Source organism: Pseudomonas sp. LPB4.O (assembly GCF_038383825.1).
Lineage (GTDB): Bacteria > Pseudomonadota > Gammaproteobacteria > Pseudomonadales > Pseudomonadaceae > Aquipseudomonas > Aquipseudomonas putida.
In genome coordinates, this window is record NZ_CP151298.1 from 223,002 (window position 1) to 240,571 (window position 17,570).

A 17,570-nucleotide genomic window follows, 5' to 3' on the forward strand; every position below is an offset into this window, starting at 1 on the left:
CTATCCATATGCGATATCAATATTTCCCACACCCTTCTTATGCCCTCTATCCTCTGGTCACAACTTGTCATAACAAGTCATCGATCAGCGAAGAGACCCCATGGCCGAACTGCTCCCCCTGTCCCCGGTACCGCTCTATACCCAGCTCAAGGAACTGCTGCGCGAGCGCATCCTCGACGGCACTTATCCACCGCATAGCCGCATGCCCTCGGAAAGCGAACTGGGCAAGGCCTTCGACGTCAGCCGCATCACCGTGCGCCAGGCGCTGGGCGACCTGCAGAAGGAAGGGCTGATCTTCAAGATCCACGGCAAAGGCACGTTCGTCGCCAAGCCCAAGGCGTTCCAGAACGTCAGTACCTTGCAGGGCTTGGGCGAGTCGATGACGCAGATGGGCTACGAAGTGATCAACCGCCTGCGCAGCTTCCGCCATGTGCCGGCCAACGCATTGGTTGCCGCCCGGCTGCAGGTCGAGGAGGGTAGCCTGGTCACCGAGATCCGCCGGGTGCGCCTGATCAACCGCGAGCCGGTGTCGCTGGAGCTGACCTGGCTGCCCAAGGCTGTCGGCGAAAAACTGGAGAAGGCCGACCTGGTCACCCGCGACATCTTCCTGCTGCTGGAAAACGACTGCGCCATCGCCCTTGGCCACGCCGACCTGGCCATCGATGCGGTACTGGCCGACAGCGACCTGACCCAGGCGCTGGATGTTGAAGAAGGCTCGCCGATCATGCGCATCGAGCGCCTGACCCATGCTGCCGACGGCACGCCGCTGGACTTCGAACACCTTTATTACCGCGGCGATGCCTTCCAGTACCGCCTGCGCATTGATCGCCAGAAAGGGGGCAAGGCATGAGCATCCAGACCCAGGACTACGACATCATCATCATCGGTGGCGGCACGGCCGGGCCGATGGCGGCGATCAAGGCCAAGGAGCAGGACAAAAGCCTGCGCGTGCTGCTGCTGGACAAGGCCAACGTCAAGCGCAGCGGTGCCATCAGTATGGGCATGGACGGCTTGAACAACGCCATCATCCCCGGCCACGCCACCCCCGAGCAGTACACCAAGGAAATCACCGTGGCCAATGACGGCATCGTCAACCAGGCCACCGTGCATGCCTACGCAACCCACAGCTTTGAAACCATCGAGCAACTCGACCGCTGGGGGGTGAAGTTCGAGAAGGACGAGACCGGCGACTACGCGGTGAAGAAGGTTCACCACATGGGCGCCTACGTGCTGCCAATGCCCGAAGGCCACGACATCAAGAAGGTGTTGTACCGCCAGCTGAAGCGTGCCCGGGTGGAGATCAGCAACCGCATGGTCTGCACCCGTGTGCTGCTCGATGGCGAAGGCGCCGCCGCGGGTGTGCTGGGCTTCGACTGCCGAAGCGGCGAGTTTCGGGTGGTGCGGGCCAAGGCGGTAATCCTTGCCTGCGGCGCCGCCGGGCGCCTGGGCCTGCCGTCGTCAGGCTATTTGATGGGCACCTACGAGAACCCGACCAACGCCGGTGACGGCTACGCCATGGCCTACCATGCAGGCGCCGAGCTGGCCAACCTCGAGTGCTTCCAGATCAACCCGCTGATCAAGGACTACAACGGCCCGGCCTGTGCCTACGTCACCGGCCCGCTGGGTGGGTACACCGCCAACAGCAAGGGCGAGCGCTTCATCGAGTGCGACTACTGGAGCGGCCAGATGATGTGGGAGTTCCACCAGGAGCTCGAAGGCGGCAATGGCCCGGTGTTCCTCAAACTGGACCACTTGGCCGAAGAGACCATCCAGAACATCGAAGAGATCCTGCACAGCAACGAGCGCCCCAGCCGTGGCCAGTTTCACGCCGGGCGTGGCACCGACTACCGCCAGCACATGGTCGAGATGCATATCTCCGAGATCGGTTTCTGCTCCGGGCATTCGGCGTCGGGCGTGTGGGTCAATGAAAAGGCCGAGACCAGCGTCAAAGGGCTGTATGCCGCGGGCGACATGGCTGCGGTGCCGCACAACTACATGCTCGGCGCCTTTACCTATGGCTGGTTTGCCGGTGTGAACGCCGCGCATTACGTGGCCGGGCGCGAACTCGCCGAGGTCGATGCCGCGCAGGTCGAACGCGAGCGCGCGCGGGTGTTTGCCCCGCTGCAGCGTGAGCATGGCCTGCCGCCAGCCCAGGTCGAGTACAAGCTCAGGCGCATGGTCAACGACTACCTGCAGCCGCCGAAGGTGACCAAGAAGATGGAAATCGGCCTGGCGCGCTTTGCCGAGATCGAGCGTGATCTGGAGCAGATGAAGGCCAGCAACCCTCATGAACTGATGCGTGCGATGGAAGTGTCGGTGATTCGCGATTGCGCCGAGATGGCGGCGCGGGCCTCGTTGTTCCGCGAGGAAAGCCGCTGGGGCCTGTACCACCACCGGGTGGACTTCCCTGAGCGCAACGATAGCGAGTGGTTTTGCCATTGCCACCTGAAAAAGGGCGAGAACGGTGAAATGACCAGTTTCAGGAAGGCCGTCGAACCCTACCTGATCGCCCTGGATGCCGATGAACAGACCGCCTATGACCGGTTGCGAGTGAAGGCTGATGCAGCGTGAATGAGGCCATCAGCCTCTGCAAAAAACAGAACGAGGGCCACAGGCCCCAAGGACTCCGTGAAATGGCCTACCAGCCGCAAGAAATCTTCTTCCGCAGCAGCGCCCCGGTCACCATCGACGAAGACAAATGCATCGCTGAAAAAGGCTGCACAGTGTGTGTCGAGGTCTGCCCCATGGACCTGCTGGCGATCAACCCGGCCACGCAGAAGGCCTACATGGCTTTCGACGAATGCTGGTACTGCATGCCCTGCGAGAAGGACTGCCCCACCGGTGCGGTGAAGGTCGACATCCCGTACCTGCTGCGCTGATTCATCCTGCCATCCGGCGAACCACCGGACGCCCTCCTGCTGTGCCCCTCGTTTCCCACCACCCAAGCCGGGCGGCGGAGACGACCCCAACTCTTATAACGATTCGAGGGGAAACACCCATGCGCCTTGTTGCAACCGCGGCCGGCCTTGCGCTGGCGCTCACTGGCCTGAGCGCCAGTGCCGAAACCATACGCATCGCCATCGGCACCCAGGACACCACCATCAACTGCGCCACCGGTGGCCTGCTGATCCGTGAGCTGGGCCTGCTGGACAAGTACCTGCCGCACGACGGCAAGTACAAGGATGCCACCTACCAGATCGAGTGGAAGAACTTCACCAGCGGTGCGCCGCTGACCAACGAAATGGTCGCCGGCAAGCTCGACTTCGGCGCCATGGCCGACTTCCCGGGGTCGTTTAACGGCGTTGCCCACCTGGATGCCGGCAAGCGCAGCCTGTTCATCAGTGTGCTGTCGGGCAGCGTGCATGGCAGCGGCAACGGCATCGTCGTGCCCGCCGCCTCCAGCGTGCAGTCGCTGGCTGAACTCAAGGGCAAGACCATTTCGGTGCCGTTCGCCTCCACTGCCCACGGCATGCTGTTGCGCGCCGTCGCCGCTCAGGGCTGGGACCCACAGAAGGATGTGCGGATCATCGCTCAGGCACCGGAGATCGCCGGTTCCGCGCTGCGCAGCAACCGCATCGAGGCCCACGCCGACTTTGTACCGTTCGCCGAGTTGTTCCCCAACCGCGGCTTCGCCCGCAAGATCTATGACGGCGCCCAGGCCAACGCACCGACCTTCCATGGTGCCCTGGTCGAAGCCGATTACGCGAAGAAGTACCCGGAAGTGGTCACCGCCTACCTGCGCGCCAGCCTTGAAGCCGACCGCCTGATCGCTGCGCAGCCTGAAAAGTACAGCGAGTTGATCGAGAAGGTCACGGGGATCGAAGCCGAGGTCAATTACCTGTTCCATGGCCCGCTCGGCCTGCAGACCCGCGACCTGACCTGGAAGCCTGAATACCGGCAGGCAGTGGCTACATCCATCGATACGCTCAAGCTGCTTAAAAAGACCGACCGGGGCCTGGACACCGACAAGTTCATCGACGACCAGTACATTCGTGCGGCCTTCAAGGAGGCTGGCCTGGACTACGACAAGGCGCTGAAAAATTACGACCCGCTGCCACTCAAGGCCAATGACGCGCTGACCGGCAAACCGATCACCGACTTCAGCCGCCTGGCGCAGATCTGGGTGCGTGGTGAAGACAAGGTCCGCCACTACGCTTCGCCGGAAGCGGCCCTTGGCGCCCTGGCCCAGTTGGAGCAGGAGGGCAAGGACATCCGCGCCATCTACGCCCAGGCCGCCGACAGCGGCATCAAGTTGCTGGCAAACCAGGCCTGGTTCGTGCGCAACGGTAAAGGCGAACTGGCGGCGTTCCTGCTCAAGGACCAGGCCGAGCAGTATGCCAAGGCCCATGGTGGCGAGGCGCTGGACTTCGTCAGCGCCAACCAGAAGCTGGTCGCCCAGCGCTGACCGGGAGGCACCGACATGACCCGCAACCTCAAGCGCTGGCCGGTGCGCCTGGCGTCGCTGCTGGCCTGCCTGCTGTTCTGGCAGGTGGCGGCAAACGTGAAACTGGACCTTGGTCTGCTGACGTTCACCTATGTCCCCACACCCAGGGCGGTGCTGGACGCTGCCTGGCAGTTGCTGACCTCCAGCACCCTGCTGGCGCACCTGGGCAGCAGCCTGTCGCGGGTATTTGCCGGTTATGCCACTGCGGCACTGGTTGGCGTGGCCCTGGGGTTGCTGATCGGCCGCTTGAAATGGGCTGAAGATACCCTGCTGCCGCCGCTGGAAGTGCTGCGGCCGATTCCGGCGGTGGCGTGGATCCCGCTGGCAATCCTGATGTTCCCGTCGTCGGAACTGTCGATGGTGTTCATCACCTTCACCGGTGCGTTGTTCCCCATCCTGCTCAACACCGTGCATGGCGTCGAGGCCGTCGACCCGCGCCTGGTGGCATCGGCGCGCAGCCTCGGTGCCGGGCGCTGGGCGATCCTGCGCGAAGTGGTGTTGCCTGGGGCGTTGCCGAGCATCGTCACGGGCCTTGCCATCGGCATGGGTACGTCATGGTTCTGCCTGGTCACTGCCGAGATGATTTCCGGGCAGTTCGGCATCGGCTACTACACCTGGGAGTCCTACACCTTGCAAAACTACCCGGACATCATTGTCGGCATGCTGCTGATCGGCGTGCTGGGCATGGGCAGCAGCGCCCTGGTCAAGCGCCTGGGGGCGTTGGCCACGCCGTGGTACCGCACGCGGGGGGCCAGTTGATGAACAGTCATCAACAGGCGCAGGGGCGTATCGATGGTCGTGGCCTGTCGATTCGCCTGGGGCACGGCAGCGAAGCGTTCGAGGCGGTGCAGCGCCTGGACTTTGCCGTGGAGCCGGGCGAGTTCGTCTGCATCCTCGGCCCCTCCGGTTGTGGCAAGTCGACGTTGCTCGGCGCCCTGGCCGGCCACCTGGTGCCCAGCAGCGGCCAGTTGAAGGTGGACGGCCAGACCGTTGCCGGGCCGTCACCGCAGCGGGGCATGGTGTTTCAGCATCACACCTTGCTGCCCTGGCGTAGCGTACTCGACAACGTGGCCTTCGGCCTGAAGATGCAGGGCCTGGGCCGCGCCGAACGTCACCGGCAGGCTCGCGAGATGCTGCAACTGGTGGGGCTGGCCGACTTTGCCGGGCGCTGGCCCAACCAGCTGTCCGGCGGTATGCAGCAGCGGGCCGAAATCGCCCGGGTGCTGATCAACCGCCCACGGCTCTTGCTGATGGACGAACCTTTCGGCGCACTGGATGCGCAAACCCGTGCCCGCATGCAGGAGCTGTTGCTGGATATCTGGGCCAGCATCCGCACCACCGTGGTGTTCGTCACCCACGATATCGACGAAGCGCTGTTCCTCGCCGACCGCATCCTGGTGATGAGCCCGCGCCCCGGTCGCTTTATCGAAGACCTGCGCCTGGACTTTGCGCGCCCGCGCCGCGCCAGCCTGCTGACCAGCCCTGAATTCACTCACCTCAAGCGTCACTGCCTGGCGTTGCTGCGCCACGAGGAAGGCCGCGAACTGCCGCGCCTGACCCCGCTGGGCCTGCCGGACACTGACCACCCACCGCTACGGATCGCGCTATGACTGACCGAACGACCGACAACCCCGACATTCTTGCCCTGTTGCCTCGTCTTGATGCCAGCGACGCTGGCGTGCGCCGCATTGCCCTGATCGAGCTGGCCGACCTGGAAGACCCGGATGGCTTGCCTTGGCTCACCGATGCCCTGCTGGTGGACGCCGCCGACGAGGTGCGTGCCGAGGCCGCGCGCCTGCTTGAGGCCTGGGAAGAACCCGAAGTTGTGCAAGCCCTGTGCGCTGCGCTGGCCGATGGCGCCGAGCCGGTACGTCTGGCAGCTGCGCAGAGCCTCAGCGAACTCAAGAGCCTTGAGGCCGGCCAGCTGATCCTCCCGTGGGTCAAACACGCCGATGCCTTCGTCCGCGCCAGTGCCCTGCGAGCCTTGCGCGAGCTGCGCCTGCAGGATGCCGCCGACCCTGCGCTGCTGGCGCTGGCCGATGACGACGCCACTGTGCGGCGTGAGGCAGTGGGCATTCTTGGCTGGCTCAAGCACCAGCCGGCGTTGCTGGCGCTGGCAGCGCTCGCCGAGGCCGAGCCGGACACCGAGGTGCGCCGCGCGGCCATCGGCGCGCTGGGCCTGGCCCGGGACAACTCGGTGTTGCCTGCGTTGGTGGGGGCATTGACTGACCAGGCCTGGCAAGTGCGCGAGGAAGCCGCCACCACGTTAGGCAAGGTCGGTCAGGACCAAGCAGGGCCGGCGCTGGTGGATGCCCTCGCCGATGACTTCTGGCAGGTACGCCTACGGGCAGCGCGCTCACTGGGTCGGCTGCGCTATGCCGCTGCACTGGACGCGCTTGGCGCGTTGCTTGGCCATGGCATCGCCAACCTGCGCAAGGAGGCGGCGCTGGCGCTGGGCGAGCTGGGCCAGGCGCGTGCTTTGCCGGTGCTGCAGGCCGCCGAGGCCGACAGCGATCCCGAGGTGCGCAAGGCTGTGCGGATTGCCTTGGCGCAACTGCGCGGGGCTGCCTGATGAACGCCCCGCAAGCCATTCGCAACCTGCGCGGGCCAGGGCAGTTGGTACTGCAATGGGAAGACGGCGAGCGCAGCCTCAGCCACACCCGGTTGCGCGGTGCTTGCCCTTGCTCACAATGCCGAGCGGCGCGCCTGTCGGGGGAGATCAGCCTGGTGCGCGACGATGTGCGCGTGGTGCAAATCGAGTCGCAAGGGTATGGGGTGCAGCTGGTGTTCAGCGATGGGCATGAGCGCGGGATCTACCCTTGGGCTTACTTGCGTGACCTGGTCAGCAAGTGAAGCTGATCCCTCAGGCTACCGCATCCCCTTGTAGGAGCAGCCTTGTGCTGCGAAGAGGCCGGTAAGGCTAAAGATTATTTTCAGCTGCGATGGCCTCTTCGCAGCACAAGGCTGCTCCTACAGGGCTTGTGTCTGCATTGAAATTGTCGCCGGTCATTCACAATGCAATCAGCTCCGGCCGCAGCCCTTCGACCCGTCGCACCGGCGGTGGCAGGTAGCCGCCATCCCCCGTGATCTGGTGCAGCACCTTCTCGCGCAGCCCATGCAGTGCAACACCGGTGCGCAACCGTGGGTGCGGCAGGTCTATCTCGACCACCGATTTGATCCTGCCCGGACGTGGCTCCAGCACCACAACCCGATCAGCCAGGTACGTCGCCTCCTCGGCATCATGGGTCACCAGTAAGGTTGTGATACCTGCCCGTTCGCGAATGGCCAGCAGCTCGTCCTGCAGTTGCTGGCGGGTCAGGGCATCCAGGGCGCCGAACGGCTCGTCTAGCAGCAGGATACGCGGGCTGGCTACAAGGCCACGGGCAATGGCCACGCGCTGCGCCATGCCGCCCGACAGCTGGTGCGGATAAGCCGACTCGAAGCCGACCAGCCCCACCAGTTGCACGAATTCATGCACCCGCCGGGCACGTTCACCCTGGGTGAGCGACTCGTTGACCAGCCCCAGGGCAATGTTCTGTTCCACGTTCAACCACGGGAACAGCCGGTGCTCCTGGAACACGATGCCGCGTTCGCCACCAATGCCGCTGACGGCGCGGCCATCGACGCGGATGCTGCCGCTGTATTCGGTATCCAGCCCCACCAACAGGCGTAGCAGGGTGGACTTGCCGCAACCGGAAGCCCCGACGATGGCAATGAACTCGCCCTCGTTAATCGACAGGTTGAAGTTGCGGATAGCCTCCAGCGGCTGGCCGTTCACGCTGAACACCTTGCCGACCCCCTCGAAGCTGACCAGCGGCGGGGTGGTGTCGGGCTGGTTGGCCGCCTGCAGGTGCGAAGTGTTGAATGCGTTCATGCGGTTCTCCAGCGCGTGGCGCGCGATTCGAGGCGTTGTCCAAGGGTGCCGAGCAGGGCGCCGACCAGGCCGATCAGGACCATGGCGGCCATCACCTGGTCCATGCGGAACAGTTGCTGGGCGCCGATCATCAGGCTGGCGATGCCGCCGTCCGACGGCATGAAGTATTCGGCGCCGATGGTGCCCAGCCAGGCGTAGATCAGCGACAGGCGCAGGCCGGCGAAAATCGCCGGGGCCGCGCCGGGCAGCACCAGCAGGCGCAGGCGTTGCCACAGGTTCAGGCGCAGGCTGCGGGCCGCCTCGCCCAGCTGCGGCGAGAGGCTGGCGATACCGCGCTGGGTAGCGATCAGCAGCGGGAAGAATGCGGCCAGGCCAACGAACACAAGCTTGGCCCCTTCACCCAGGCCGAACCACGCAGTGAGCAAAGGCACCCAGGCGAACAGTGCCACTTGGCGCAAGGCCGACAGGCTTGGCCCGAAGACGCGTTCGGCTGCACTGGAAAGCCCCAGCAGCAATCCGGCCAGCAAGCCTGCGGCGCCGCCCAGCAGCAGGCCGCTCAGGGTACGTTCCAGGCTCAGCAACAAGGCCTGCGGCAACGACCCATCGGCCAGGCCGACCAACAGCGTGCGCAGTACCTCAAGTGGCGAGGTGAGGATGTTCGGGTCAACCCAGCCAAAGCTGTTACTGGCCTGCCACAGCGCCAACAGCCCCAGGGGCAGCAACAGGCTTTGCCAGCCGCGGGGCACAGGCCCGCGCTGCTGCTCGCCAGTGGCTGGTTGCGGCCAGTACAGCAGGCGTTTTTCCAGGGCTGAGAAGCTGCGCTCCAGCACGGCGCCGACCAGGCCGATCACCAGAATGCACAGCATCACCAGGTCGAGCATGAACAGTTGCCGGCCCCACACCATCAGGTAACCGATCCCCTCGCTGGAGGCCAGCAATTCGACCGCCAGCAGCGAGGTCCAACCGGTGGTCAGCGCCAGGCGCACGCCGGTGAGGAAGGCAGGCAGGGCAGCCGGCAGTAACAGGCGCAGGAACAGCAGGTGCCGGGGCAGGCGCAGCGCCGCAGCGGCCTCACGCAGTTTTGGCTGGGCATCGCGCACACCCACCAACGTGTGCAAGGTGACCGGGACCACCACGGCCTTAACCAGCACCACCAGCTTCAGCACCTCGCCAATGCCGAAGAACAGCATGAACAACGGAATCCAGGCCAGGGTAGGGATCTGGGCCAGCGCCACGAAAGTCGGCAGTACCAGCGTCTGTGCCCGCCGCGAAGCCCCCAGGCACACACCCAGCAGCAAGCCGCTGGCAATGCCCGCCGCCAGCCCCCAGAACAACCGTTGCAGGCTTATCCACAGGTGCCCCCACAGCTCCCCGGAGCCAAACTCCAGCGCGCTCTGCCACACCAGCGCCGGTGCCGGCAGGATCTGCTCGCTCATCCAGTGCTGCCGGCTCGCAACAATCCACAGCAGGGCAATGAGCACAGGCAGCAACCAGGGTAGCACCCGCTCCCCAGAGAAGATGCGACCCCTGTAGGAGCGGCCTTGCGCCGCGAATGGGTCGCGTAGCGCCCCCCCCCGATTCCTGCTCAGAACTCCATTCATCGGCCATCTCTCGAAGCGTTGTTAGGTTATTCACTTATGGAATTAAAAAAACAGTAATGTGAATTTCAAGAGATAAGAGCATGCGTTCCCTGCATACGGAAGCCCCTCGCCGTTGCGTTTTCCTCATATTTTCCATGCGTTTTCCGCAAGCTCCCCGCCGGCCCGCATGCCGCTTGGTTTATGCCTTTCAGTTACTAAAAAATGAAGTTTTGATCTTTGTAGGTTCTAACCAGACCTGCCTAGCTTCTGGCCAAAGCGCCGGCCTTCGCCGGTGGCAGCCTGCCAAGGAGCCTTGCCATGAAAACCCCATTGCGCCACCTGATCACCGCCCTTGGGCTGGCCTTCAGCCTCGGTGTCCACGCGGCTGAACCCGCCAAGCCAGAAAGCATTCGCATCGCCGTGCCCGACCTTAGCGCCGGCAGCAAGCCCAGCGCCGGTGGCGTGGTCGATGTGCTGCGTGACCAGCAACTGCTGGAGAAGGCATTCGCCAAGGACGGTATCCGCATCGACTGGCACTTCTTCAAGGGCGCCGGCCCCGTGGTGAACGAGGCGCTGGCCAACGGCCAGGCCGACTTCGCCTACCTGGGCGACCTGGCCGCGATCGTCGGCAAGGCCAACGGCCTGGACACCCGCGTGCTGTCGGCAGGCGTGCGTGGGGTCAAAAGCTACCTGGGCGTGGTGCCCGGCTCTGGCATCAAGACCCTGCATGACCTCAAGGGCAAGCGCGTGGCGGTGTTCCGCGGCACGGCCAACCAGCTGTCGTTCGCCAGCGCTCTGGCAAGCCAAGGGCTGACCGAGCGCGAGCTGAAAGTCATCAACCTGGACTTCAACGCCGCCAATGCCGCACTGGCCGCCAAGCAGATTGACGCCACCTGGGGGCTGTCCAACCTGCTGTCGCTACGTGAGCGCGGGCTGGTCGAACTGCCGGTCAACTCGCGGGATCTCGAAGGCGCCGGCAGCACCCAGGCGGTGCTGCTGGGCACCGGCGATTTCATTCGCAAGTACCCCGAGCTGGTCCAGCGCCTGGTTAACGCCCAGGAGCAGGCCAGTACCTGGCTGCGGGATGAACACAACCGCCAGGCCTACATCGAGCTGGTGGCCAGCAACGCCAACTGGCCGCGCAGCATCCTCAGCGATGACCTGGCCAAGGAAGACCTCGCCCACTACTTCGACCCACGCCTGGACGCTGGCTTCGTCGGCCAACTGCAGCAGGGCGTAGACCTGGCGGCCAAGGAACGCCTGATCCGCCGCGGCTTCCAGGTAGCCGAGTGGATCGAACCGCGCTTCCTCGATGCTGCGCTGAAACAGGAACAGGCCGTGCAGGCCGCCCGCTAAACCTTCAAAAACCCGACAATGACCGCAAGGACCACGACCATGAGCAATGCCGCCCTGGCCACCGCGCCACAACCCCTCGAACTCGACATTCACCCGGTTGCCGGCCGTATCGGCGCCGAAATCCGCGGTGTGCAACTGTCCGCCGACCTCGATGCAGCCACCATCGAGGCTATCCAGGCTGCACTGGTGCAGCACAAGGTGATCTTCTTCCGCGACCAGACCCACCTGGATGACCAGAGCCAGGAAGGCTTTGCCAAACTGCTCGGCGAGCCGGTCGCCCACCCCACCGTACCGGTGGTGGATGGCACCAGCTACCTGCTGCAACTTGATGGCGCCGAAGGCCAGCGGGCCAACTCCTGGCACACCGACGTGACCTTCGTCGACGCCTACCCCAAGGCTTCGATACTGCGCAGCGTGGTAGCGCCGGCTTCGGGTGGCGATACCGTCTGGGCCAACACCGCCGCGGCTTATCAGGAACTGCCCGAGCCGCTGCGCGAGCTGGCCGACAAGCTGTGGGCGGTGCACAGCAACGAATACGACTACGCCAGCATCAAGCCGGATGTCGACCCGGCCAAGCTGGAGCGCTATCGCAAGGTGTTCACATCGACCGTTTACGAGACCGAGCACCCGGTAGTGCGTGTGCACCCGATCAGTGGTGAGCGGGCGCTGCAACTGGGGCATTTCGTGAAGCGCATCAAGGGGTATTCGCTGGCGGATTCGCAGCACCTGTTCGCTGTGCTGCAAGGGCATGTGACGCGCCTGGAAAACACCGTGCGCTGGCGCTGGCAGGCGGGAGACGTGGCGATCTGGGATAACCGCGCGACGCAGCATTATGCGGTGGATGATTACGGCACCCAGCCGCGTGTGGTGCGGCGTGTGACATTGGCGGGCGAGGTGCCGGTCGGGGTGGATGGGCAACTGAGCCGGACTACCCGCAAGGGCTGAGCCCAGCAGAGAACCCTGTGTAGGAGCAGCCTTGTGCTGCGAAGAAGCCGGTGCAGGCACCGCAGATTGATGGTGTCAGCTCCGGCCTCTTCGCAGCACAAGGCTGCTCCTACATCTGGCTGCGCAAGCCTTCACATTTCGGTATCACAGGCAATCAACTGCCTGACCAGCCCCTGCGCCAACGGCGACAAGCCATACCCCACCCGGCTCACCACCCCATAGCGGGTATGGCACGCCTCTTCCTGCTCGGGCGTCAGGTCTGCCAGCTTCAACTGCACCAAACCGCCCTCGCGTTGATACGGCCGCAAGTTGGCATTGCAGGCAATGCCGATGGTGTCCGAGTGCATCACCACATTCAGTAGCGCATACCCGTGCTCGCACTCTACCGCTGGCAGGAAGTCCTGCCGCCCGCTGAGGTCGCTGAGGATCTTGCGGATGTTCGGCGGGCGGAAGGTGGTAGCCATCGGGTAGTCGAACAGGTCTCGCGCCTGCACGGCCTCCTGCTCGGTCAGCGGGTGCCCGGCGCGGCAGCAGAAGTGCCAGCGCTGGGGCGTCAGCTTGTGCACCTGGTAGTCCGGGTCGGACTCGAACTGGCGGGTGTCGGCGACAAAGAACTCGATCTCTTCGGCCACCAGCTTGCGGTTCAGCGCCTGCCAGTTGTCCACCTGGAAGCAGGTGCGCGCCGCCGGGTACTCGGCCACGAAGCGCGCCACCGCGCGCGGCACCAGGCCACCGGCTGGCGCAGGGCCTGAGCCAAAGCGTACCACCCCGGTGGTGGCGCCATTGAACTGGTGGATTTCGTTGACCAGATTGTGCGCCCCGTGCACCAGCCGCCGCGAATGCTCCAGCACCAGCAAGCCCTGGCGGGTCGGCGCCAGCTCTTTGCTCGCGCGGTCCACCAGCCGGCAGCCGATGTTGTGCTCCAGGGTCTGGATGCTGCGGCTGAAGGCCGATTGCGACAGGTTCACGGCCGCCGCAGCGGCCACGAAACTGCGGTGCTCGACAAGGGCGATGTAGTGACGCAACTGACGCAGATCGATATGCATTTTTTACATTAAAACCTTCGGTCAAATGCAATTGCTGACAAGGGTGAGTCCCCTTATAAAGGGTGTTACTTATTCCACTAAATATGAATTACAAATATTTATATTACTTAAAAGAATATAAGCCCGACTGACCGCGATTCGGTTCCGCCAACGGAAATGCTCGCCAGGGCCCACGCCTCAAGGAGCATTTGCATGTCCGGACTTTCCAGTTGGCCTGCGCGCGCGTCGCGTTTCACCTTGCAACCCTTGGCCGCCGGCGTGTTGCTGGCGGCGTCCTCTGGCAGCTTCGCCGAAGAGCCGGTCAGCGCCACCCCGGCGGTAGAGCAGGAAGCCAAGCTCGGCACCGTCACCGTCAATGCCCGCCGCCGTGAAGAAACCGCGCAAAGCGTGCCCACGCCCATCAGCGTGCTCGACAGCGAAACCCTGGAAACCCAGCGCATCTACCGCGTGCAGGATTTGCAACAGCTGGTGCCCAGCACCAACGTCGCCTACGTGCATGCACGCCAGTCGAGCATCTCGATCCGTGGCTTGGGCAACAACCCGGCCAGCGATGGCCTGGAAGGCAGCGTCGGCATCTACCTGGACAACGTCTACCTCGGCCGCCCGGGCATGGCGGTTTTCGACCTGCTGGATGTGGAGCAGCTGGAAGTGTTGCGCGGCCCTCAGGGCACGCTGTTCGGCAAGAACACCACGGCCGGCGTGCTCAACATCAACACGCGCAAGCCCACCTTCCACCGCGAAGGCAGCATCCAGCAGTCGATTGGCGAAGACGGCTATCTGCAAACCCAGGGCAGCTTTTCGGGGCCGATCAGCGAGACCTTGGCCGGACGCATTAGTGCTTACCGCACCGAAGACGACGGCTATGTGAAGAACATCCACAACGGTGACGACCTCAACGGCGGCAAGCGCCAGGGCTTTCGCACCCAGCTGCTGTTCAAGCCCAGCGACACCTTCAACCTGCGCTGGATTGGCGAATACAACGAAGAAGACTCCAATAACGGCATCCTCAGCCTGTACAGCACCGGCCCCACCATCAATGGCGTCAACCGCTACGAAAGCCTGGCCGCCCAGGCGGGGGCGACGCTGGTGTCGGGCAAGGACCGCAAGGTCAATTTCGACGCCGACCAGCAGGTGACGGTGTTCCAGGGCGGCACCTCGGTGGAAGCCAACTGGACCTTGCCTAACGACTTCACCCTGACCTCGATCACTGCCTACCGCTGGTGGGACTTTACCCCGCGCAACGACGATGGCCTGGACGTGCCGGTGTTCTACAGCGCCGGGGTATCGGTACGCGACAAGCAGTACTCGCAGGAAATCCGCCTGGCTTCGCCTACCGGTGGCGCCTTCGACTACGTGCTGGGTGCCTACTACTTCAAGCAGGACCTGGACAACAAGTCCTTCACTTACTACGGGCCGCAGGCGGATGTCTGGAACCTCACCCCGGCCGGTGCGCTGAACAACGTCAACACCATTGGTGACGGGCACATTGATACCGACAGCTATGCGCTTTTCGCCCAGGGCACCTGGCATGTCACCGACCGCCTGGATTTCACCGCCGGCGTGCGCGGTACCTATGAAGAAAAGAGCGCCTGGGTGACCCGCGATGCACCTGACGGTGGCACCGCTGTAACCGGGGCTGCTGCCACCGCGCGCCAGGCGCGGATAGGGGCCTACGATTCGGGCGATCTCAACCAGTACAGCTTCAGCCCTTCCGGCCTGCTGGGCCTGAGCTACCGCTTCAACGAACAGCTGCTGGGCTACGCCACCCTGACTCACGGTGAGAAGTCTGGTGGCGTCAACCTAACCGTCGGCGCCGCACCACGGCTGGGGACCGATTCGCTGCTGGTGGGTACCGAGCGGGTCAACAACGCCGAACTGGGCTTGAAAAGCACCCTGTTCGACGGTCGCCTGCAACTCAACAGCAACCTGTTCTGGGCCGAGGTGCATGGTTACCAGGCCAACGTCTACGACCAGATCAACCGCGTGCAGTACCTGGCCAACGCCGGCAGCGTGCGCTCGCGCGGCCTGGAGTTCGAAGCCACGGCGCTGCCGGTCCGTGGCCTTACGGTCAACTTCAACGGCTCGTGGAACGACGTGCGCTACACCGAGTACAAGGATGCCCCATGCCCGCCTGAGGTGAGCCTGGCCAATGCCACCGCCACCTGCGACCTGTCTGGCCACCAGGTGGTCGGCGCCTCCAAGTACATCGCCAACCTCAACACCCAGTACAAGTGGCAAGCCACCGACCATGTCGAGCCCTACGTCACTGCCAGCTACGCCTTCCGCTCGAAGGCCGTGGGCACCATCGACGATTCCGATTTCGGCCAGATCCCCAGCTACGCGCTGGTCAACCTTTCCGCTGGTGTGCGCCTGGACCAGGGCGACGGCGTGGTCGACCTGTCGCTATGGGTGAAAAACGCCGGCGACAAAACCTACTTCACCAGCCTGTGGAACTCCGCCAACGGTGGTTATGCCGGCGTGCTCGGCACCCCGCGCACCTTCGGCGCCACCGCCCGTTACGATTTCTGAGCACAAGGAGCTTTGCCATGAATGCCAAGACCCAAACCCCTGCACTGCCTGAAGGCGCCTGCCTGACCGCCAAGGTCCCCGAGCGTGACGAGGCGCTGCTCGGCGATGTGGTTGTGAACCCGTACCGCCTGGCGCCGCTGACCGCGATCATCCGCGACGGTGGGCGCAGCCTGAGTGACGCGCATGTGCGTGTGCTGGGGCGTGGCGAGCGCGGTGTGGACATTGTCTATGACGTGTCTGATCGTTCGTTGTGGACCTACGGCGGCATCCCGGTATTCGGGCTGTACCCGGACTACGTCAACCAGGTCGAGGTGACCTACAAGCTCGACGGCGAGCGCATTCGCGAGCAGTACCAGGTCTACGCCCCGGCCGTGCGCCTGCCGGTGGTGGCCAGGCAGACCGCCGCGTTGCCGGAAGTGCAGCCGGTCAAGGTGACGCCTGGCTTTGAAAGGCGCCTGTACCTGTTCAACCACCTGCAGGGTGACATCCCGGGCGGCCGCGCCTTCAAGTGGAATGCCCTGGGTGGCGCAGCGGAATGGGACCAGGTGGGCAACAACTGGATTGCCGACAGCAATGGCGATGTGCGCTGGTACCTGGATATCGAGCAGATCCACGACTCCAACCGCCGCGACGGCCTGGGCGGCACCATGGGCTTCCAGCAGACCCGCGACGGCAAGCTGATCTGGGGCCAGGGCCAGACCTACTCCAAGTACGACCTGCTGGGCCGGCGCATATGGCAGCGCAGCCTGCCCGACAAATTCGCCGACTTCTCCCACGAAATCCGCGAAACCGCCAACGGCACCTACCTGCTGCGGGTGGGCACCAGCGACTACCGCCGCCCGGACGGCAAGCGTGTGCGTTCGATTCGCGACCACATCATCGAGGTCAGCGAAGCCGGGGATGTACTGGACTTCTGGGACCTCAACCAGATCCTCGACCCGTACCGCGGCGATTTGCTGGAAACCCTCGGCAAGGCCGCTATCCAGTTGCCGGAAGGGGTGCAGAAGCAGGACGACCGCCTGGCCAACGAACTGGCCGAGGGTAACCTGCCGTTTGGCGACACCCCGGGGGTGGGTACCGGGCGCAACTGGGCACACGTCAATGCCATCGATTACGACGCTGATGACGACAGCATCATCGTTTCAGCACGGCATCAGGGCGTGGTGAAGATTGGTCGCGACAAGCAGGTGAAGTGGATTCTTGCCTCGCCCCAAGGCTGGCCTGAGCGCCTGCGCGACAAAGTGCTGACACCGGTTGCGAGCGAAAACTTCGACTGGTCGTGGACCCAGCACACTGCCTGGCTGACTGGCAAAGGCACGCTGACCGTGTTCGACAACGGCTGGGGGCGCGACTTTGCGCCGACCAAGCTTGCCGGCAACTACAGCCGGGCGGTGGAGTACCGCATCGACGAAGCCAAGGGCACGGTCGAGCAGGTGTGGGAGTACGGCAAGGAGCGCGGCGACGAGTGGTACAGCCCGGTGACCTCGGTGGTGGCCTACCGGCCGGAGACCGACACCCAGTTCATCTACTCGGCTTCGGTGAACTTCCTCACCCCCGAGAAACTGACCACCACCGTCCTCAACGAGGTGCGGCGCGGGACCCAGGAGGTGCTGGTGGAGTTGAAGGTGCACAGCCGGCAGCCGGGCAGTGTTGGCTACCGGGCACTGGTGATCGACCTGGCCAAGGCATTTTGAGCTTGGTAGGCCTGACGTAAATTTTGTGTTGATGCGTACATCGAGCGCCGCCCGCGCGGCGCTTCGCAGCACAAGGCTGCTCCTACATTTGTTTCGGGCCAG

15 protein-coding genes are annotated in these 17,570 nt (G+C 64.2%); 12 read left to right on the plus strand and 3 right to left on the minus strand.

Annotated elements, in window-relative coordinates; all coding sequences use genetic code 11:
* The first annotated feature begins 100 nt into the window (after nucleotides 1-100).
* From MRBLPB4O_RS00920 to MRBLPB4O_RS00955, 8 genes are all read left to right on the plus strand, one after another.
* A complete protein-coding gene (locus tag MRBLPB4O_RS00920; RefSeq protein ID WP_016497511.1) occupies nucleotides 101-850 on the plus strand; it encodes a GntR family transcriptional regulator in 750 nt (249 codons plus the stop codon).
* Nucleotides 847-2,571: a fumarate reductase/succinate dehydrogenase flavoprotein subunit gene (locus tag MRBLPB4O_RS00925; RefSeq protein ID WP_341797281.1), complete on the plus strand. Its 1,725-nt coding sequence runs from the start codon at nucleotides 847-849 to the stop codon at nucleotides 2,569-2,571. Before MRBLPB4O_RS00920 ends, MRBLPB4O_RS00925 begins: the two co-directional genes overlap by 4 nt.
* A gap of 62 nt (nucleotides 2,572-2,633) precedes the next feature.
* Nucleotides 2,634-2,879 (plus strand): ferredoxin family protein, encoded by a 246-nt coding sequence (locus tag MRBLPB4O_RS00930; RefSeq protein WP_008096634.1) that lies wholly within the window; start codon nucleotides 2,634-2,636, stop codon nucleotides 2,877-2,879.
* Between the two features lie 119 nt (nucleotides 2,880-2,998).
* Entirely contained in the window at nucleotides 2,999-4,405 is a 1,407-nt protein-coding gene (locus MRBLPB4O_RS00935) for an ABC transporter substrate-binding protein (protein WP_341797282.1), read from the plus strand.
* 15 nt (nucleotides 4,406-4,420) lie between these two features.
* Entirely contained in the window at nucleotides 4,421-5,203 is a 783-nt protein-coding gene (locus MRBLPB4O_RS00940) for an ABC transporter permease (RefSeq protein ID WP_341797283.1), read from the plus strand.
* On the plus strand, nucleotides 5,203-6,054 hold the full coding sequence (locus tag MRBLPB4O_RS00945) for an ABC transporter ATP-binding protein (protein ID WP_341797284.1): 852 nt from the start codon (nucleotides 5,203-5,205) through the stop codon (nucleotides 6,052-6,054). The genes MRBLPB4O_RS00940 and MRBLPB4O_RS00945 overlap by 1 nt, the downstream gene beginning before the upstream one ends.
* On the plus strand, nucleotides 6,051-7,016 hold the full coding sequence (locus MRBLPB4O_RS00950; protein ID WP_341797285.1) for a HEAT repeat domain-containing protein: 966 nt from the start codon (nucleotides 6,051-6,053) through the stop codon (nucleotides 7,014-7,016). The genes MRBLPB4O_RS00945 and MRBLPB4O_RS00950 overlap by 4 nt, the downstream gene beginning before the upstream one ends.
* Nucleotides 7,016-7,297 carry a gamma-butyrobetaine hydroxylase-like domain-containing protein gene (locus tag MRBLPB4O_RS00955; RefSeq protein WP_341797286.1) on the plus strand — a complete coding sequence of 94 codons (282 nt, stop codon included), beginning with the start codon at nucleotides 7,016-7,018 and terminating at the stop codon, nucleotides 7,295-7,297. The genes MRBLPB4O_RS00950 and MRBLPB4O_RS00955 overlap by 1 nt, the downstream gene beginning before the upstream one ends.
* 157 nt (nucleotides 7,298-7,454) lie before the next feature.
* Here the strand turns inward: MRBLPB4O_RS00955 and MRBLPB4O_RS00960 are convergent, their stop codons facing one another.
* Together MRBLPB4O_RS00960 and MRBLPB4O_RS00965 are read right to left on the minus strand one after the other, a co-directional pair.
* On the minus strand, nucleotides 7,455-8,318 hold the full coding sequence (locus MRBLPB4O_RS00960; RefSeq protein WP_341797287.1) for an ABC transporter ATP-binding protein: 864 nt from the start codon (nucleotides 8,316-8,318) through the stop codon (nucleotides 7,455-7,457).
* Entirely contained in the window at nucleotides 8,315-9,919 is a 1,605-nt protein-coding gene (locus MRBLPB4O_RS00965; protein WP_341797288.1) for an ABC transporter permease, read from the minus strand. Before MRBLPB4O_RS00965 ends, MRBLPB4O_RS00960 begins: the two co-directional genes overlap by 4 nt.
* A gap of 297 nt (nucleotides 9,920-10,216) precedes the next feature.
* Between MRBLPB4O_RS00965 and MRBLPB4O_RS00970 the strand changes: the two genes are divergently transcribed.
* On the plus strand, nucleotides 10,217-11,254 hold the full coding sequence (locus MRBLPB4O_RS00970; protein ID WP_341797289.1) for an ABC transporter substrate-binding protein: 1,038 nt from the start codon (nucleotides 10,217-10,219) through the stop codon (nucleotides 11,252-11,254).
* A gap of 39 nt (nucleotides 11,255-11,293) precedes the next feature.
* The gene (locus MRBLPB4O_RS00975; RefSeq protein ID WP_229610014.1) at nucleotides 11,294-12,199 is read left to right on the plus strand and encodes a TauD/TfdA family dioxygenase; all 906 of its coding nucleotides are present in this window, start codon (nucleotides 11,294-11,296) and stop codon (nucleotides 12,197-12,199) included.
* A 131-nt stretch (nucleotides 12,200-12,330) separates the two neighbouring features.
* Here MRBLPB4O_RS00975 and MRBLPB4O_RS00980 read toward each other — a convergent pair whose 3' ends face one another.
* Entirely contained in the window at nucleotides 12,331-13,245 is a 915-nt protein-coding gene (locus MRBLPB4O_RS00980) for a LysR family transcriptional regulator (protein WP_016484372.1), read from the minus strand.
* Between the two features lie 192 nt (nucleotides 13,246-13,437).
* On the opposite strand from MRBLPB4O_RS00980, the gene MRBLPB4O_RS00985 reads away from it, so the two are divergent.
* Both MRBLPB4O_RS00985 and MRBLPB4O_RS00990 read left to right on the plus strand, forming a co-directional pair.
* On the plus strand, nucleotides 13,438-15,774 hold the full coding sequence (locus MRBLPB4O_RS00985; protein WP_341797290.1) for a TonB-dependent receptor: 2,337 nt from the start codon (nucleotides 13,438-13,440) through the stop codon (nucleotides 15,772-15,774).
* 17 nt (nucleotides 15,775-15,791) lie between these two features.
* Entirely contained in the window at nucleotides 15,792-17,468 is a 1,677-nt protein-coding gene (locus MRBLPB4O_RS00990) for an aryl-sulfate sulfotransferase (protein ID WP_341797291.1), read from the plus strand.
* Nucleotides 17,469-17,570 lie beyond the last annotated feature (102 nt).

What these genes read in the sequence shown, in the direction of transcription:
- MRBLPB4O_RS00920 (WP_016497511.1), top strand. Translation starts at nt 101, where the DNA reads ATGGCCGAACTGCTCCCCCTGTCCCCGGTACCGCTCTATACCCAGCTC.
- MRBLPB4O_RS00925 (WP_341797281.1), top strand. Translation starts at nt 847, where the DNA reads ATGAGCATCCAGACCCAGGACTACGACATCATCATCATCGGTGGCGGC.
- MRBLPB4O_RS00930 (WP_008096634.1), top strand. Translation starts at nt 2,634, where the DNA reads ATGGCCTACCAGCCGCAAGAAATCTTCTTCCGCAGCAGCGCCCCGGTC.
- MRBLPB4O_RS00935 (WP_341797282.1), top strand. Translation starts at nt 2,999, where the DNA reads ATGCGCCTTGTTGCAACCGCGGCCGGCCTTGCGCTGGCGCTCACTGGC.
- MRBLPB4O_RS00940 (WP_341797283.1), top strand. Translation starts at nt 4,421, where the DNA reads ATGACCCGCAACCTCAAGCGCTGGCCGGTGCGCCTGGCGTCGCTGCTG.
- MRBLPB4O_RS00945 (WP_341797284.1), top strand. Translation starts at nt 5,203, where the DNA reads ATGAACAGTCATCAACAGGCGCAGGGGCGTATCGATGGTCGTGGCCTG.
- MRBLPB4O_RS00950 (WP_341797285.1), top strand. Translation starts at nt 6,051, where the DNA reads ATGACTGACCGAACGACCGACAACCCCGACATTCTTGCCCTGTTGCCT.
- MRBLPB4O_RS00955 (WP_341797286.1), top strand. Translation starts at nt 7,016, where the DNA reads ATGAACGCCCCGCAAGCCATTCGCAACCTGCGCGGGCCAGGGCAGTTG.
- MRBLPB4O_RS00960 (WP_341797287.1), bottom strand. Translation starts at nt 8,318, where the DNA reads ATGAACGCATTCAACACTTCGCACCTGCAGGCGGCCAACCAGCCCGAC.
- MRBLPB4O_RS00965 (WP_341797288.1), bottom strand. Translation starts at nt 9,919, where the DNA reads ATGAATGGAGTTCTGAGCAGGAATCGGGGGGGGGCGCTACGCGACCCA.
- MRBLPB4O_RS00970 (WP_341797289.1), top strand. Translation starts at nt 10,217, where the DNA reads ATGAAAACCCCATTGCGCCACCTGATCACCGCCCTTGGGCTGGCCTTC.
- MRBLPB4O_RS00975 (WP_229610014.1), top strand. Translation starts at nt 11,294, where the DNA reads ATGAGCAATGCCGCCCTGGCCACCGCGCCACAACCCCTCGAACTCGAC.
- MRBLPB4O_RS00980 (WP_016484372.1), bottom strand. Translation starts at nt 13,245, where the DNA reads ATGCATATCGATCTGCGTCAGTTGCGTCACTACATCGCCCTTGTCGAG.
- MRBLPB4O_RS00985 (WP_341797290.1), top strand. Translation starts at nt 13,438, where the DNA reads ATGTCCGGACTTTCCAGTTGGCCTGCGCGCGCGTCGCGTTTCACCTTG.
- MRBLPB4O_RS00990 (WP_341797291.1), top strand. Translation starts at nt 15,792, where the DNA reads ATGAATGCCAAGACCCAAACCCCTGCACTGCCTGAAGGCGCCTGCCTG.